At 71.0% G+C, this 17,362-nt stretch carries 12 protein-coding genes; 7 read left to right on the top strand and 5 right to left on the bottom strand.

From position 1 onward, the window contains the following. Window positions 1–13 precede the first annotated feature (13 nt). From ACOKM3_RS38610 to ACOKM3_RS38595, 4 genes are all read right to left on the bottom strand, one after another. Entirely contained in the window at window positions 14–1,348 is a 1,335-nt protein-coding gene (locus tag ACOKM3_RS38610; RefSeq protein ID WP_426905941.1) for an MFS transporter, read from the bottom strand. Further along, window positions 1,345–2,454 (bottom strand): alcohol dehydrogenase catalytic domain-containing protein, encoded by a 1,110-nt coding sequence (locus ACOKM3_RS38605; RefSeq protein WP_426905940.1) that lies wholly within the window; start codon window positions 2,452–2,454, stop codon window positions 1,345–1,347. Before ACOKM3_RS38605 ends, ACOKM3_RS38610 begins: the two co-directional genes overlap by 4 nt. Before the next feature lie 126 nt (window positions 2,455–2,580). Then, a complete protein-coding gene (locus ACOKM3_RS38600) occupies window positions 2,581–3,414 on the bottom strand; it encodes a DeoR/GlpR family DNA-binding transcription regulator (RefSeq protein ID WP_426905939.1) in 834 nt (277 codons plus the stop codon). A gap of 66 nt (window positions 3,415–3,480) precedes the next feature. Then, the gene (locus ACOKM3_RS38595; protein WP_426905938.1) at window positions 3,481–4,020 is read right to left on the bottom strand and encodes a CGNR zinc finger domain-containing protein; all 540 of its coding nucleotides are present in this window, start codon (window positions 4,018–4,020) and stop codon (window positions 3,481–3,483) included. A 55-nt stretch (window positions 4,021–4,075) separates the two neighbouring features. Here ACOKM3_RS38595 and ACOKM3_RS38590 point away from each other — a divergent pair, with 55 nt between their 5' ends. The 7 genes from ACOKM3_RS38590 (at window position 4,076) to ACOKM3_RS38560 (ending at window position 16,148) form a co-directional block, all read left to right on the top strand. Further along, entirely contained in the window at window positions 4,076–4,966 is an 891-nt protein-coding gene (locus tag ACOKM3_RS38590; RefSeq protein WP_426905937.1) for an EamA family transporter, read from the top strand. Between the two features lie 178 nt (window positions 4,967–5,144). Further along, a complete protein-coding gene (locus ACOKM3_RS38585) occupies window positions 5,145–6,431 on the top strand; it encodes an MFS transporter (RefSeq protein ID WP_426905936.1) in 1,287 nt (428 codons plus the stop codon). Window positions 6,432–6,724: 293 nt separating this feature from the next. Next, the gene (locus tag ACOKM3_RS38580) at window positions 6,725–7,555 is read left to right on the top strand and encodes a hypothetical protein (RefSeq protein ID WP_426905935.1); all 831 of its coding nucleotides are present in this window, start codon (window positions 6,725–6,727) and stop codon (window positions 7,553–7,555) included. An 88-nt stretch (window positions 7,556–7,643) separates the two neighbouring features. After that, the gene (locus ACOKM3_RS38575) at window positions 7,644–9,488 is read left to right on the top strand and encodes a CHAT domain-containing protein (protein WP_426905933.1); all 1,845 of its coding nucleotides are present in this window, start codon (window positions 7,644–7,646) and stop codon (window positions 9,486–9,488) included. Further along, window positions 9,479–9,709 carry a hypothetical protein gene (locus ACOKM3_RS38570; RefSeq protein ID WP_426905931.1) on the top strand — a complete coding sequence of 77 codons (231 nt, stop codon included), beginning with the start codon at window positions 9,479–9,481 and terminating at the stop codon, window positions 9,707–9,709. Before ACOKM3_RS38575 ends, ACOKM3_RS38570 begins: the two co-directional genes overlap by 10 nt. Beyond that, window positions 9,709–14,823 (top strand): hypothetical protein, encoded by a 5,115-nt coding sequence (locus tag ACOKM3_RS38565; RefSeq protein WP_426905929.1) that lies wholly within the window; start codon window positions 9,709–9,711, stop codon window positions 14,821–14,823. The genes ACOKM3_RS38570 and ACOKM3_RS38565 overlap by 1 nt, the downstream gene beginning before the upstream one ends. Further along, window positions 14,820–16,148 (top strand): hypothetical protein, encoded by a 1,329-nt coding sequence (locus ACOKM3_RS38560; protein ID WP_426905927.1) that lies wholly within the window; start codon window positions 14,820–14,822, stop codon window positions 16,146–16,148. Before ACOKM3_RS38565 ends, ACOKM3_RS38560 begins: the two co-directional genes overlap by 4 nt. On the opposite strand, the gene ACOKM3_RS38555 is transcribed toward ACOKM3_RS38560, so the two are convergent. Next, window positions 16,117–17,310 carry an MFS transporter gene (locus ACOKM3_RS38555; protein ID WP_426905925.1) on the bottom strand — a complete coding sequence of 398 codons (1,194 nt, stop codon included), beginning with the start codon at window positions 17,308–17,310 and terminating at the stop codon, window positions 16,117–16,119. The two genes, ACOKM3_RS38560 and ACOKM3_RS38555, sit on opposite strands and share 32 nt — an antisense overlap. Window positions 17,311–17,362 lie beyond the last annotated feature (52 nt).

The following is a 17,362-nucleotide window of genomic DNA, read 5'->3' as shown; positions in this document are numbered from 1 at the left end:
GCCGCGGTCGGAGTCAGCGGGCCATGACGGCCCCGGCCTGCTCCTCCTGTGAACTGGGCTCGCTCTGGCGCACGTTGAGGAACGAGACCATGACGAAGGCCGCGCCATAGAGCACGACGAACGCCCACACCACTCCGGCGTTTCCGAGGCCGACGGAGAGCACGGCGGCGACCACCGCGGAGCCGAGGAACGAGGCACCACCTGCCGCCGTGGTGTACATGGCCATGGCCGCGCCCTTGAACTCCGCCGGCACGAGCGCCGGCATGATCGCGCCCATCGGCACGAACCCGGCGAGCAGGCAGCCGAACACACAGCCCGCGACGACGGACACCCAGAAGCCCCAGGTGGATCCGGCGGGCACCAGCTGCGGCACGTACCACCAGGCGAGCAGGCCGATGGAGGAGCCGAACACACCGAACCACTGCACGGTGCGGCGCCAGCCCCAGCGGTCGCCGATGGCGCCGAACAGGGCGTTGACGAGGATGTTCGTCGCGTAGACGAGGACGGTCATGGTGAGCCAGCGGCTCTGTCCCCAGCCCCGGTCGTCCGCGATCACTCCGGGCAGGATGATGAACATGCCGTACTGCGGGGCGGTGTTGATCAGTCGCACGAGGAAGCCCATGAGGACCTTGGGCTGACGTGCCGTCAGGCGCAGGCCCGCGGACAGGACTTCGAAGGAGGACTTGTCGGCCGGGGCCACCCGCTGCGATCCGTGCGGCTCCTTGACGGCGAACCGGGCGATCAGGAAACCGATCACCACCAGCGCCGTGGATGCCGCCATGGCGCCCGTCTCGCCGCCGGTCGAACCGCCGAACGCCGGGATCATGCCGAGTGCGAACAGCGAGCCCAGCGTGGGCAGTCCGCCGGTGAACATGACGTAGAACCAGCCGACCGCGGCGCCGTTGCGCTCCTTCGGCGATACGAGGTTCACCCACACCAGGAAGGCGAAGGCGAACAGCGGGTAGCCGAAGCCGCGCAGGAAGTAGGTCAGGAAGACCATGGGCATGCTGCCGGCGGCGAGGCCCGCCAGGAACAGCGCCTCGAACACGACCCACACGACGGTGCCGAGCAGCATGACCCGCCGCGGACCCCACAGGTCGGTGAGGGCTCCGGAGAGGTAGCTGCCGACCAGTACGGCCACGCCGTACATGGAGATGATGGTGCTGGCCGTCGCGGTGGTGCTGCCCAGGACGTGTTCGATGTGCGGGGCGATGAAGTTGGACTCGGTGCCGTTGCCGGTCATGAAGACCAGGACGGCGAGGAAGCCCCAGCGCAGCGGGTGGGGTATGCCCATGCGGTCGAGCCGGGTCTCGGGGGCCTTCGCGGACCCGGTGGCCGCCGCCGTCACGCGACCACCGCTTCGGACTCGGCGTTCGGCAGGATGGACACCTTCACGGAGGCGCCGGAGGTGTCCGCGACCAGATCGAGCGCCTTCTGGAAGTCGGCCAGGCCGAACTGGTGGGTGCAGATGTCGTCGACCGGCACCTTGCCCTCCTCCAGGAGGCGGATCGCCGCGGGCCAGCAGTGCGGGCCCAAGTGGGCGCCGCGGACGTCGAGTTCCTTGTCGTCGGAGATGATCGACCAGTCGACCGTGACGTCCGAGCCGAAGACCGAGTACTCGACGTACGTGCCCAGCTTGCGCAGCAGGTTGAGGCCCTGCGAGACCGCGGGCGTCGCGCCGGTGCCCTCCAGGTAGACGTCGGCGCCGTAGCCGTCGGTCATCTCCTTGACGCGGGCGACGACGTCTTCCTTGGCGGGGTTGAGGACGATGTCGGCGCCCGTGCGGCGGCCCAGTTCGAGCTTGTTGTCGTCCAGGTCGAGCGCGATGATCTTGAGCGGGTTCTTCTGCCGGGCGCCCGCGATGAGGCCCAGGCCGATCGGCCCGCAGCCGGCGACCACCACGACGTCCTCGAAGTGGATGTCGGCGCGCTCCACCGCGTGCAGCGCGCAGGACAGCGGCTCCGCGTACGCGGCGTGGTGCGGCGCGAGGTCGTGCGAGACCTTGTGGGCGCGGGCCTTCGACGGAACCACCATGTACTGCGCCATGGCGCCGTGGTGGTTGCGGAAGCCGAACATGTCGTGCGGGCCGCACATCCAGTACTGACCGCGCCGACAGTAGCGGCACTCTTCGCACGGCACGATCTGCTCGCACGCGATGCGGTCGCCGACGCTCACGTTCTGGGCCGCGAGCGCGGCGTCGTCGCCGGCCACCACCACGCCGACGAACTCGTGACCGGGGATGATGCCGCGCTGCGCCCACGCCGGGCGGTTCTCGTCGCCCCAGAACTTGGGGGCGCCGTGGTAGCACTTGAGGTCGCTCGCGCACACCCCCACCGCCTCGGTCCGCAACAGCAGCTCACCGGGACCCGGTGTGGGGACATCGACCTCTTCGAGACGATAGTCCTCGGGCCCGTGGACGACCACGGCCTGCATTCGCTTCGGCACACTGATCACTACTACCTCCATTGGCAGTCGGCTCTTGCGCGGATGAGATGCGGTTGGGGGACACGGATCCGTGTGGGGGTGGATCCGGTGGGAGCACGGTGGTTCAGGGGTGGGTCACGGTGGTTCGGGGGTCGGTCAGGTGGCTCGGGACTCCGGCTTTTCCGGGCTCAGGGCGGCGACCTGCACATTGACGCCGTCCTCGCGCAGCGCCTCCAACTCGGGCCCGGAGATGCGGTCGTCGACGATCACGAGGTCGAAGTCGCTGAGCGGGGCGACCCGGTGCAGCGCCCGTTTCTGGAACTTGGTGTGGTCGACGAGCAGGATCCGGCGCTGGGCGGCCTCCAGGAGCGCCCGCTTGACCAGGATCGCCTCCTGCGACTGGTGGTAGCAGTGGCCGTCCGCGACCGCCGACGTCGAGATGAAGACGGTGTCGGCGCGCAGGGGTTTGATGCGGTCGCAGGTCGCCATGCCCTGGAAGGCGTCGTAGTGCGGGTCGTAGCTGCCGCCGAGCGAGATCAGCTCGATGCCGGGGCGGCCCGCGAGCGCGTTGACGATGGCGAGGAAATTGGTGATGACGGTGAGCTGTCCGCTCTCGGGCAGCGCGCGGGCGAGGGCGAGGGACGTGGTGCTGTCGTCCAGCAGGATCGCCTGACCGCGGTCGATGTGCTCCAGGGCGGCGCCGGCCAGCGCCTTCTTGGCCTCGCCCTGCTGGGTCGTCCGGTAGCGGACGTTGCTCTCGAAGAGCACGGACTGCTGGGCCGTGGCCGCCCCGCGCGTCTTGCGGAGCCACCCCTCATCGGCGAGACGGTCCAGGTCGCGGTGGATCGTCATCACGCTGACCCCCAGCTCACGCGCCAGGTCCTCGATGCGGGCCGAGCCTAGCTCGAGCACCCGGTCGCGGATGCGCTCCTGGCGCGCCTGTGGGTTCAGCAACTCTGCTGAACCCGTGGGGAGTTCATCGGGGCTCACAGCGGTTCCTTCCTGCCGTCGCCCGACAAGCTAACAGCGGACCCCTCAAACACAACACCCCTCGTGTTAGGAATGTGTTCTGTCTTGTGATGCGCGCCCCCGATCGCGGTGCCGGGCCACGGCGTCGTTGTTGGCGCAGCGCACCGAGCAGTAGGCGCGGCGGCCGTTGCGGGAGGTGTCGACGAAGGCCAGGGCGCAGCTCCGGCGTGCGCAGCGGCCGAGGCGGTCGGCGTCGGCCGAGCAGATGACGTAGGCGAGCCCGGCGGCCGTGACGGCACGAATGTGTGCGGCCGCGTCGGCACCGATCGCGCTGTAGTGCAGGTGGGGCTGCCCGTCGTGCAGGGAGATCCGGGGGCTGCTCGATGCGTCCGCGAGGAGTTCGTTGACCGCTTGGCAGCGCTCTTCGAGGTCCTGTCGCCCGAAACACGCGGCGAGCCTCCGGCTCCATTCCCAGATCGATTCGACCTGCGCGGGCGTGAGCGCGCGGTTCACGACGCCGTGCGCGGCGAGCAGTGTCTCCAGGTCCTCGGGGCGTGGTGTCTCCGTCAGATTGACCAGGTCGGCGGCCAGCCGGGCGGCCTCGCCGCCGTAATGGTTGAAGTGCATAAGGGCATTACAGCACCGTGGGGCGCGAACAGCGCCGACGATGTGGAGGACCCCGATGGGCGTGGCAGCGGAGGATCCCCGAGCGCGATCGCAGGGAGCCGCGACGGCACCGGCGCTGATGATGCTGGCCCAGATCGCCGGCCTCCAGGTGGGTTCCGCGGTCGCCAAGGGCGCGTACGTGTCCGCGGGGCCCACGGCGCTGGCCGGTATGCGGCTGTGCTTCGCCGCCGCGGTCCTGTGGCTGCTCGTCCGGCCGCGGCTGCGGGGGATCTCGGCCGCGCAGTGGCGAGCGGCCGTCGCGCTCGGCCTGGTCCTCGCGGCCATGAACCTGGCGTACTTCCAGGCCATCAGCCGGCTCCCGATCGGCGTGGCCGCAACGCTCGAACTGCTCGGCCCGCTGACCTTGTCGATCGCCCTGTCCCGCCGGATCGAGCACCTCGTGGTGGCGTTGCTGGCCCTGGCGGGCGTCCTGCTGCTGGCGGCCCCCGGCGCCTCGCTGCCCGCCGCCGGGCTTCTCCTGGGAGGCGCCGCCGCGGTGTGCCGGGCCGGGTATGTGGTCCTGAGCCGGCGGGTCGGGCGGCTGTTCCCCGACTGGACGGGGCTGACGCTGGCGCTGGCGGTCGGCGCCTGCGTGCTGACCCCGGTCACCGCCGTCACCGATGGTGACCGGGTGGCGGCCCACCCTTCCGTCCTGCTCACCGGGCTGCTCGTGGCGCTGTTGTCCTCGCTGATCCCGTACTCGCTGGACATGACGGTGCTGCGGCGCATCGACGCCCGCGCCTTCGGTGTGCTGCTCGCGCTGAGCCCCGCCGTGGCGGCCGGCATCGGTTTCGTACTGCTGCGTGAGGAGTTGACGGGACGCCAGCTGGGGGCGGCCGCGTTGATCGTCCTGGCCGGTGTGTGGTCGGTGCGTCGCGCCGCCCGATCCGCCGGATCGCCGACGTAACGGACGAGATGCCGTGTCTACGTAATGGTCAAGATGTATTGAACCCTGACCCACCACAGATTCCTTCGGCAGAACTACGCTCGTCCTTGTCCCGCCGGCCCGGCGGACCCGAGGTACCCGACGTACACGACGTACACGACGTACACGACGTACACGACGGAAAAGAGGACTGAGTTGCATGGCTGAAGGAACGAGCCCGTCCGTCAAGGGAACGAGGCCGTCCGTCATACGGTCGCCCGGCGTCCCGCCCCTGATGACGGTGGTGCTCTGCTGCTTCTCGGGGTTCGCGCTGCTGCTGCCCGTGTCCCCTCAGTGGGCCCTGGACGGAGGGGCCGACGAGTTCGGCGCCGGACTCGTCACCGCCGTCCTGATGACCATGACGGTCGCATCCCAGCTCTGCGTCAAGGCCACCCTGCGCAAGCTGGGATGGGCGCGCACGTTCGCCCTCGGCGCCCTGCTGCTCGGTCTGCCCGCGCCCCTGCAGGCCCTCAGTGACAACCTGTGGCCGATCCTCGCCACCACGGCGCTGCGCGGCGCGGGCTTCGGCATCATGACCGTGTGCGGGGCCACCGCCGTGGCGGCCCTGGCCCCGCGCGGACGTCAGGGCGCGGCCATCGGTGTGTACGGCCTGTCGATCGCGCTCCCCCAGGTGGTGCTGACCCCCGCGGCGCCGGCCCTCGTCGCGGCGTTCGCCCTGCCCTCGATCCTCGCGTGCGGCATCCTTCCCGTGCTCGCCCTGCCCTTCACCCCAGCCCTGGGACGCGCCCTCGACGACGCCCACGCCGACACCCCCGCTCCCGGCCCCTCCACTCCCGGCTCTTCCTCTCCCCGTACGGCGACGGCCGCCACCCTGCGGCGCATCCTGATGCCGGTGATCGTGCTGCTGCTCGTGACGGTGGCCGGGGGTGCGATCCTGACCTTCACCCCGCAGTTCGCCGGCACACCGGGGGCGGCCGCCGGGGCGCTGATCACCTTCACGGCGACCGCGGCGGTGACTCGTTGGGGCTGCGGCGTCCTGGCGGACAGGATCAGTGCACGGCCGCTCAACTTCGGCCTGCTGCTTGCGGCGTGCGCCGGCCTCGTCCTCGTCGCCTGGGCCGTGCGTTCCGATCCTGCCGTCCTTCCCGCCCTGCTGGCCGGGCTCCTGCTGCTGGGGGCGGCGTACGGAGGGTTGCAGAGTCTCACCCTCGTGCAGGCGCTCAACCGTGCGGGCGTCGAGCACCGACACACCACCTCCGTCGCCTGGAACATCGGCTTCGACGCGGGCACCGGTCTCGGCTCGCTCCTGCTGGGCCTCGCGGCCCAAGTGGCCACGTTCTCCGCCGGCTTCCTCGTGATGGCGGCGGCGACGGCGATCGCGGCGGCCCTGACGCTCCGGCCCGGTGGCCGGTCGGCCACTCCCCCGTCACCCCGCCGCGCGGCAGGCACTCCGGACACGAAGCGGGACTCCCTCTCGGACTGCTAGCAGGGCCTGATCCAAGCGACAGGCCCTCCAGGACCGCCCTGGACGGGCGGGTTCGCGCTACGCCCGCCCGTCCCGGCCACCTACCGCCGTCTCCGTACGAACCGCAGCTCCCGGGACTCCAGGGGCACCGTCACACCCCTGATGCGAGCCCCTGTTCGGAGGGGGCCGGGCTCCTCGCGCCGGGCTCCAACCACCCCGAAAGCAGGGGCCGTTCGGCCCGGCGCCCGGGAACGGAACCGCTGCTAGCCTCCAAAAAAGGCGCCGCATTCTCACGGGGGCAAGGGGGAGCGGCTATGGCCAAGGGTTCATACGAGGCGTACCGGAAGGCGCTCAACGACGTCTACCGCGGCTGGTGGTTGACGTGGCCGTTGACGGAGCGCGTGAAGGTCGGCGAGGTACGCAAGCTGCACCGCACCGGCTCGGTCGCCGCGGGCAGCCTCGCGGACCGGGGCATCGAGGTGAAGCCGGGACCCGCGGGCGCTCCGGGTGACATCACGTACGACGCAGGGGGCACCGTCGCCGTGATTTTCAAGGCCGCGGGGGTCGCGGCGGACGGATTCTCGACAGTGGCGGCCGCCGAGGCCGGCGCGCTGGTGCAGTTCCAGGACGAGCACAGCGCCCTGATCGTCTACACCGGTCTCGAACAGTCGGGCCTCGCGGACCTCGCGGAGCTGGCCGATTCCCTGGTCCGGCGGCTGTGGCGGGGTGACTGGGACCCGGACCTGCTCGTCGTCTCCGATGTCATCGCCGCCCGCGCCGGCACCGTGCTCGTCGCCGACCGGGCGGGCGCCAGCGCCGAGCTGCGCCTCGAAGGGGCGGTCGGCCCGGGGTCGTTGCAGCTGGTCGACCTCGCGGGGCGCGGCGCCTTCAGCACGTCGAGCCGGCTGGGCCTGAACTGGACAGGAACGAACCTCACCCCCTGCTACCGGGTGGCCCGGGTCCGCAAGACCTGGCTGAACCGCGTCAGGGAGGAGTACGGCACACCGCAACCGGGCCGTGGTCTCGCCGCGGGTCCCGTTCCTCCGCTGCTGCTGGACGAGGCCCGGCACGAGGCGGGGGCCGTCGTCGAACACGTGGAGCAGGCACAGGACTTGGATCACCTGGAGCCGGGGGAAGGGCTCTAGGCGCAAGCCACCAAGAACACCCAAGCCACCAAGCACACGCGAGCCACCAAGCACAACAGCACACGGCAGGACTTTCGGGGGGCCGGCCATGACCGACGCAGTTATTCGCATCACCGATGACCTGGTTCAACTACACACGAACACAAATGACTTCGAGTGGGTGCTGGGCGACGAGCTGGTCGCGGTCGCACACGACCCGACCGGCGACAAGGCCTCCACATTCACCGCGGCCCTCGAATCCGGGGCTCCCCCGCAGCAGCGGGCCGACATCGGACTGCGCTTGTACCGAGCGGTGTTCGACGCGGCGCCCGCCGGCCGCTGGGCGGAGCTGCAGGAAGAGGCGTCCGAGCAGGACCCACTGCACGTCAGGGTGGACATCGAGTCCGCGACGCTCGCCCAACTGCCCTGGGAGTTGATGCGCGACAGGCGGCAGGCGTGGTCGCGCAACAACCTTGTACTGCTGCGCCGCGGGCGGCGCGTCGGCACCTCCACGGAGAGCCCTCCGGAGCGGGGGCCCCTGCGAGTACTGCTGGTGGTGTGCAATCCGAGCGACCGCCGCCTCCTCGCCGACCAGGAGCTGGCGATGATCGGCGCGGCGCTCACACAGTTGCCGGGCCGGGTGCACACCGAGGTGATCGACGGTCCGAGCCTGCGTGAACTGATCGCCGAAGTGAGCCATGTCCGGCCGCATGTACTGCACTTCATCGGGCACGGCATGCGCGCGGTCGCCGGGGACACAGGAGGGCTCCACTTCAATGCCACACAGCCCGCGCTCGGCTCCCCGGACCCGGACTGGGAAGCGCCGGAGGAGAGTTGGACGCTCGGGCCGGAACAGATGGATCACCTCTATGCCTCCTGGAAGCCGCGACTCGTGGTGCTCAACGCCTGCCGGCAGGCACACGCGCCGGCCGCCGAGTTCGCGGATCTGATCGAGACGTGTCTGGAACGGGGCTCCCTGGCGGTGGTGGCCATGCAGGCCGACATCGACTCGCCGGCCGCCGCCGAGTTCTCCCATTCCCTGTACCAGGCCCTGGCCGACGCCCAGCCGATCGACACGGCCGTCACCGCGGCCCGCAACCATCTGCACATCGACGACTCGAACGGCCCCTCGTGGGCGTTGCCGGTCCTCCAGTGCGGCGTCGAGGACCCACGCGACGTGGTGCGGGTGAAGTTCGGCCACCCGGAACCCGAACTGACCCGGCTGAACAAGAGTTGGCCGTTCACCGAGCTCGCGATGTTCGTGGGGCAGGCCAAGGAACGCCGTACCGGCTGGTGGGAGCCGCCCGAGAGCACGGACCCGCCGGAGCGCCTCCTCGCCATCACCTCCGCACAGCAGAAGTCCGGCAAGACCTGGCTCGCCAAGTGGTGCCTGCTCACGTGCATGCTGCGCGGCGAGGACATCACGTACGCCGACCTCGCCGACTACGCGGGCGGGTGCGACCGCGACGAGCCGGTGACCCTGGACTGGCTCGCCGTACTGCGGGCGCTGCGCGAGGCGTGCACGGACGACAAGCATCAGCCCAACGCCATGCACGTCACGGAATTCGCCAGGTTCAACCAGGTGCTCAATCTCGCCGCCCAGGGCGGCCCGCGGTGGGCCGAGGGGATGCCGTCCCCCGCGTTCGACCTCGGCCACGCCTTCAATGTGGACGCCGACCGGCACGCCGAGGCCCGCAGGGCCGAGATCTTCAGTGCCTTCCTGAACACCCTGCGGAGCCGGGCCGTGGCCCGTCGCCGCCCCCATCTGCTGGCCATCGACAACGTACAAAGGATCAGCGAGTCCGATTTCAGCGCTGCCCTTCTGCCGTTGCTGCTGGGTCCCGTGCAAGAAGCCGACAGCGATTTCCCGCTGCGCATTCTGACCGTGGCTCCCCACAGCTGGCCGGGGTTCCCGCATCTGCAGAAGTTCATGGCGGGCTCCCCGTGGTCCTGACAAACCTCCAACAGCCCCACTACAAGCGGCTGGCCAGGGAGTTCTGGGAACGCCAGCGGCACGAGAACCAGAACCTGCGGCGCCAGCGCTTCCAGGACTTCGAGGCGCTTCTGGACGGCATGAACGGCCTGAAGGGCAATCAGCAGTCCTTCCACGTCGGCATGTACCAGCGGGTCCTGGACACGTGGCTCGACATGGGTGGCATGAGGGAGGCGGGCTGATGTCCGATTCGGACGAGCGTCTCGCGGCCGCGTTCACCGAACTCGCCGACCGGCTCGGCCAGGGCGAGGCCCTGGACGACATCCGGCGCGCCCTGCTGCCCCCGGAGTGGACCGACACGCTCAAGGTGGCGGCCGTCGCGCGGCTCTTCGACGAGGAGACGTACGCGGTCCTCCGAGAGTTCGTGGGTGGCACCCCGCCCGGTCTCACCACGCTGCTGGAGCGCGGCGCCGTGGAGGAGGTTCCCGGCCACCGGATGTGGTACCAGGTCCCGGACGCGGACCGGCCCGCCCATCTGATCCCCTGGCTGGAGGAGACCAACAGTCCTCCGTACCCCAAGCAACTCATCGAACTCGAATGGCTGTTGAGCGAGCACTGGCGTGCGCGGGGCAGGCCGACCGAGCGGCTTCGGCATTTGATGCTCGCCGATCCGGAAGCCGCCGCCGCACTCTTCGACGACCTGTTCCTGGCGAGTGACACCAAGCGTGATTTCACGCGCTGCCAGGACCTCGTCGACGTACTGGCGGATCCGGACCGGGCGGGGATCGGCCCCCGCCCGCTCCTCAAGCTGGCCGATGACCGCGGCGGCTATCTGCGGGCCCGCACGTACTGGGCCGCGGACTACGCACGTTGTGCCCAGTTCCTCGAGCCGGACGGCCTGTGGGAGCGGGCCAGGAGGCTGTTGTCCACGCAGGGCCCGCGTGTGTGGCAGATGCACGGCACGGGCGGCACCGGCAAGACCATGCAGCTGCGCTGGCTGGTGTCCCGGAAGGCGGTCACCGCCGAAGCGGACATCAATTGCGCCCGGATCGACTTCGACGTCGTCGACCCGCTGAACGCGGCACACTGGCCCTGGCTGCTCCTCCTGGAGGCGGCCGAGCAGCTCGAACAGCGGCTGCCGCAGCGGGTGTTCACCGGACTCGACAAGTACGCCGCCTACCGCTCCCTGCTGCGCCGCCCCACCTCGCGGTCCGCCGCCGAGGCGGCCCGCGGCATCCGTTCGCAGGACGAGACCCGTATCGGGCGCGAGGTCGTCGACGCCTTCACCTCCCGGTTCAACCAGAGCTTCGGCACCCAGCGGCCCGCGCTCCTCGTGGTGGACACACTCGAAGAGGTCGTGCTGCGCAGCGCCTCGCACACGGACGGTCTGCTGCGCCTGCTCGGCGAGACCGTGCGCGCCTGCCCGGCGCTGCGGCTGATCCTCTCCGGCCGCCACGATCTGAGCATCGGGCACGGCCAGGCGCTCGCCTCGCTGGGAGACTACGAGAACGTACAGGTGCGGCAGTTCACCCCCGACGAGGCGCACCGCTATCTGCGCGAGGTACGCGATGTCCAGCACTCGGAGCTGCGGGAGATCATCGTGCGCCGCAGCTCCGGCATGCCGTTCCATCTCGCGCTCTTCGCGGATGTCACCGACCAGAACCCCGAGGTCACCGCGGAGGAGCTGGGCAGCCTGCGCGATCCGCTCGTCCGCTACCTCGTCAAGCGGGTGCTGCGGCGTATCGAGGACCCGGTCGTGCTGTGGCTGGTGCGGTACGGAGTGATCCCGCGGCGCTTGCGCCGTGAGCACGTGCACGACATTCTGCGCCCCCATCTGGAGAAGCGGATGACCTCCGGGGCCGCGCAGGCGGCGGACGATCCGCTGACCGACGCGCATCAACTGCACGACGAGGGAACGGTCTTCCCGCCCGTCCCGCCGCCGGACCGGGAGCGCCTCGACGACGCCTGGGAGAAGCTGCTCCAGTACGCGGGCGGCTCCTCCTGGATCAGCGAGGTGCCCGGCGACGAGGAATGCGTGGTCTTCCACAGCGTGGTCCTCGGCCCGATGCGGGACCTCATCTCCGACAAGAACGTTTTCACCGAGCTGCATCGGGACTTCGCCCAGCGCTTCGAGCAGCGGGCCGCCGACGCCGGGGAGAGCGATCCGGAGAACTGGGCCTGGTATCTGCGCGAGTCCCTCTACCACCGCTTCCAGATGCGCGATCCGCGGGCGCCCCGGCGCTGGCGCAGCGCGATGGAGCGTGCCTGGGCGGGCGGGAACACCGACCAACTGCGCGGTCTCGCCGAGGAGATACTCGGTGACGAGTACGTGGACCGCGAGGCTCCCCGCCAGGTACGCGGCGGCACGATCATCTCCTTCTCCCTGATGGCGGAGGCCCATCTGAACATCGCCTACGCCCAGTTCCGCGAGGCCATGGCGGAGGGCACCCCCTCGGAGGCACACGACCACGTGTGGGCCGAGATCGAACTGCATCTGAAGCGCGCCGACGAGCTGTTCGCGCAGGGCGGCATCAGCACGGAGGACCGGCCGCACTCGGTGCGCGAGGACGTCGTACGGGCCGCGATGCTGGGCCTCGGCGGGAACGCGGGGGACGCGGTGCACCTGCTCGACCAGTGTGTGCTGGCCCGCGCGGAGCTTCCCTCGCTCGAACGGCTGTGGGCGCTGAGCATCCGCGCCGCGCAACTGCGCCTGCTGCGCTCCGAGGACACGGCGGCGGCGTACCACCAAGTCGTCGTCTTCGCGCGGGAGATAGGCCAGCGGGGCGTCGCGGCGACCGCCGCTTCGGAGGAGGCGGCGCAGCGCCGGCTGATGGGCGACGTGGGCCGGGCCATCGAGCTGTACGCGCAGGCCGCCGAGCTCCTCGAGGAGGCCGGGCAGCCCACGTTCCAGGCCATCGCCCAGCGGGCCGGGCTGCTGCTGCGCTGCCGCCGCGCGGAGCTGGCCCTCGGTGTGCTCGACGCGGCGCGTGTCACCACGCCGGCGGAGCAGGCGGACAAGGCGCGGTTGCAGGCCAAGGCGCAGCTGCTGCTCGGCCGGGAGGAACCGGCGCTCACCGCGATCCACCGGGCCGACATCGCCGCGGGGCAGCTGCAGGGCGCCGAGCGCTACCGGCACCTCGCGCAGAACGCCCAACTGCGCGGCGTGGCCCTCGGAGAGCTCCAGGAGCTCTCCGACGCCAACGACTGGTTCACGAGCGCGGCGGGACTGTGGTCCGAACTCGGCTATCTGACGGGCGAACCCGAGTGCCACTATCTGTTCGCCCGCTTCCTGTTGCGCGACTGCATGGACTTCACGTCGGCCCACCGTCTCCTTGAGCCCAAGGAATCCCCGGGCCAGGAACCGGAGTTCGCGCTCCGACTACACCTCCTCGCCCGCGAATGGGCGAGGCGCACGCACGGCGTGACGTCCGTCGAAGGCATGCCCGTGCCGTACGGGGAGCTGCCCGCGCTCGTCCGTCCCCTGCAAGTGCTGTGCCGTATAGCGGATCTGACGGAGGACCAGGAACCCGGTGAGCATGTGCGGCAACTGGCGACAGCGCTGGGCGAGGTGCGGCCCGCCCAGGCGCGCCTGGCCACCCTGCGCGACCTCGTCGACAACCCGGCACTCGAACACCGGGTCCCGTGGCCGCTGTTGCGCCCCTTCTACGAGATGACGGACGACGGCGACAATCCCGACCAGGCGCTGGCCAGGCTCCTGATCGCGCAGGTCGGCGACGACGATCCCGCGCGGCTGAACCGGGCGGTGGAGAGCCTCGTCGAGGGGGCGGGCGGGAACCGGCTCATCGTCTGGCGGTGCGCGCGCATCGCCGCGCGCCTCGGCCACCGGGAGCTCGCCGTGCGACTGCTGCGCCGGGTGCCGTGGGAGCAGGCACGCCCCGTGCCGAGCGACGCGCCGCGCGTTCCGCACGCCCGGCTCGCGCTCGCCGCGCTGGTGCTGCTCGCCGGGATCGAACCGGACCGCGCCGCGGCGGTGCAGGCCTTCAACCGGGCCGTCGCACTGGCCTCGCACACCGGCATCATCCAGACCAGTCTGCCGATGACGCTGACGGAGTGCGCGCGGCGCGTCCAGGTCGACGGTGTGCCGGAGCGAGTCGAGGACCTCCTGCTCAGCCTCAGCTGGCCGGTGATGCGCGATACGGACCGCCAGGACGATCTGCGCCTCTTCCAGGACCGGCCGGGCGAGCGGACGCTTGCGCTGCGCCGGCGCCCGGACATCGACCCGGTGGACGACGAGGCCTCGCCGCACCCGGCGAAGCTGGCGGCCTGGCACGCCGACGAGTGGCTGCTGCGCGCCGCCCTGAGCAGGCCCTCGCTGCGCCGGCTGAGGTTCGCCCGGCTGGAGTCCGACGACCCGACGGCGCACGCGCTGCCCTGGGAGATGACTCTGCAACACGCACTGGACGCGGCGGACGACGACGAACAGCCGGTCATGTACCGCACGCTGCCCGCCGCGGCCCGCCACATCGACGTGCGCTGGCTGCAACTGCGCATGAACCGGCAACTCGGCGTGCGTCTCGACGTGGACGGGCTCGTGGGACCGGAGACCCGCAAGGCACTGCTGCGCATCCAGCCAGGGGGCCCGGCGGCGGGTTGGCCGCTCGTCAGCCCGGAGACCAGGCGCGCGCTGCAACGGGACGAGACACGCGAGCCGGGCCCTCGCAAGGTCCTGGTACTCAGCACGAAGCAGGAGGAGCGAGTGGTGCCGCTGTCGTACTGGCAGCGCCGCCTCCACCTCCAGCAGCGCCGCTTCCCGGTCAAGCTGGTCGTGATCGACTCGGTGCCCGATCTCGCCGAGCGTCTGACGTCGCCTCCGGACGGCACGGACGTCCTGCACGTCGCCGCCCCGCTGCGGCAGCGCGACGGGATGCCGTATCTCGAGTTCTCGCCGCCCGGCCATGCCCGTCGGCTGGAGAGCAAGGCGCTCGGCTCGGACGTCTTCCCGAGTCAACTGGCCCGCTGGCTGGCCGGGTTCGAGCCGGGCCGCACGCCGCTGGTCGTGCTCGACCCGCCGTGCCCCGGTTCAGAAGTGGACCTCCATGTCCAACTGGCGCTGCGCAACCTCTTCGCGGCGCAGCTGTTCCGGCTCGGCGACTGCCCGGCGGTCGTGTGCACGGGCCTGTTCCCCGACGGCGGTCTGGAGCATGTCATCGCCTTCTACCAGGCGCTGTCCGACGAGTCCTCGGTGGCGCACGCGGTACGCGGCATGCGCACGGCGGCCGGTACGGGACCGGAGGACCGGGGCACCGCGTTCGAGACCAACGCGGACGCGCTCCGGGCGACGGCGTTGTTCGCGGCGTCCTCCGCGCTGCTGCGCTGCCCGATGGGCCAGTCGTGACACCGCCGGCGGAGCTGGAGTCGCTGCTCGACGGGCTGGGCGACGAACTGGCCGCGTGGCGCAGGCTCGCGGTCGACGAGAAGGCCACCCTGAGTAGGGCGCCGCTGGAGAAGCACCGCAGCCAACTCCGTTCGGTGGAGGTGATGTTGAACGAGGGCATAGCGGCGGCGCGCGCCGAGCTGGCCACGGGTTCCGACGCGGCGGGCCTGCCGGTCCTCGTCCTGGACCTGCACCACGTCTGGGACTACTTCCGTTCGAAGTTCGCGCTGCGCAGGCTCGACGAGTACCGCGGCTACCTCGACGCCGCGGACGAACTCGCCTGGGCGTGCTACGAGGGCCCGCTGAACGCGGCACTCGCGACCGGGGACGCGCGGCCCAAGGAACCGCCACTCGTGTCCTTCAGTCGGGATCCGGCGCCGCGTGCGCACCGGCGCGGGGGCCAGTACCGCGACCTGTTGCCGCGCGGCGGGATGCACACGCGCGCGGGCGTCGAGCTGGTGCGCAGCCTGCCGTTTCCGGTGATCGACGTGCCCTGGTACTACGGCTCGCATGTGCCCGCCGTGCTCACCGTCGCGCATGAGGTCGGCCATCACATCGAGGACGACTTCGGCCTGACGGAGACTCTTGCCGTGCGCCTCGCGGGGACTTCGCTGCCCGAGGCGTGGATCGGTGAGGTGTTCGCGGACGTGTGCGCGAGCCTGGCCTGCGGGGTGGCGTACCCCGCGGTGCTCGCGGACGTCGTGGGCACGCTGGTGGAACCCGAACCGGCGGGTGACACACAGGAGTTGTCGCCCCACCCGCCCCTCGGCACTCGCCTCCGGATCTGCCGCGCCGCCCTGGACCTGGCCGGTCACGAGCGCCCGAAGACATGGCCCGCGCCGATCGCCGAGGTCTTGGCGGACGGCCACGACCCCTCCTCGACGGAGGTGGTGGCGGCCTTCCTCGGCGACGGCTACCCGCAATTCGCCTGCCGCCGCCTCCCGGACCTGCTGCCCTCGGCGCCGGTCACTCAGATGCATGCCGACCGCCTCCTGGCGGGGATACCCTCCGGCCTGTCCCACGTGCCCGGTGTGTTCGCGGCGGCGGCGCTGGCGTTCCTGACGTGCCCGGGCGAGTACCGGGCCCGCCGCGTCGGCACCCGAGCGGTTTCCGAGGCACTTGCCCTACGGCCCAAGGGACCGCGCGCCGAGGAGCGCACGGCCGCGGCGGCGTCAGGGGGCCGGCTGCTGCGGGCGCTGCGAGCGGCGGATACGGAACAGTCGGCAGGCGCGGACCAGTGGGCGCGCACGGAACTCAAGCCACCGCCGCCGCGCGCCGATCCCTGAGAATCGACCGGCTCATGGCCACCACCCCCACGACGGGCCCCACCACGAGCACCAGCAGCGCGACCCGCCACGACGTGTGCTCGACCAGCACGGGGACGCCCCACAGGGTGACCGCGGTGGTCGAGTAGCCGAGCGCGAGCTGCAACGACAGGGCCCCGCCCACGTAGTCGGGGTCGGCCCGCTCGGTGACCAGCGCCGAGAACTGGGCGGAGTCGGCCACCACCCAGAACCCCCAGAAGACACACACCGCGATGACGAGGCCCGACGGCATCGCGTCGACACCAACAGCGAGCAACAGCGCGGCCCCACCGGAACAGACGAGGCAGATCCGTGCGGCGGAGGCACGTCCCCACCGGTCGCCGAGCACCCCTCCCACGAGGCACCCGAACGCGCCGACTCCGATGCACACGAAGGCGATGGTGGAGGCAAGCGCGTCCGTCCGGCCCGACTCCTCGACCACCGGCACACTCGCCAGCAGCGACGCTGCCGTGCCCCACATCGCGTACAGCTCCCACATGTGCCCCACGTACCCGAGGTCGGCGAGCACGACATCGCGGTTGCGCAACGACCGCAGGGCGCCGCCGACGGTGACCCGGCGCCGCGGGAACGGGTAGGGGCCGGGCGACCGCAGGGAGAGGGCGAGCACGCCCCCGCACGCGCCCATCAGGGATGTCACCGCGATGACGAGATGCCAGTCCACGCCTCCCGCGGCGTTCACGGCATGGGGCAGCGCCGAGCCGACGGTGAGCGCGCCGATCATGACGCCCAGCGCCTTGCCCCGCCCTGCGCGGAACCACGTCGCGGTCTCCTTGAGCGCGGGCGGATACACCGCCGCGAGGAAGAATCCGGTGAGCAGCCGCAGCACGACAGCCGACCACAGCCCGTCGGCGATCAGCACCCCGAGATTGGCCACCGCGGCACCCAGCGCACCACCGCACATCAGAAGGCGATTGGCCACCCGGTCGGCCAGCCCGGACATCGCCGACGACACCGCTCCCACGACGAACCCGAGTTGCACGGCGACGGTCAACAACGCCCCGGACCCCGCACTCAGCCCCCACTCCTCCTTCAACTGCGGCAGCACGAACGATGCGGAGAACCACACGCTCATCGACAACAACGTGCTCACCGCGACGACGGCCAGCGCGACACCGGGCCCCATCCGGGACCTCTCCGCGCGACCATGTCCAAAGCGACTCACGCTTTCACCAACT

The organism is Streptomyces nidicola, from assembly GCF_050106155.1.
GTDB lineage: Bacteria > Actinomycetota > Actinomycetes > Streptomycetales > Streptomycetaceae > Streptomyces.
This window is presented reverse-complemented; position numbering and strand designations above follow the sequence as displayed.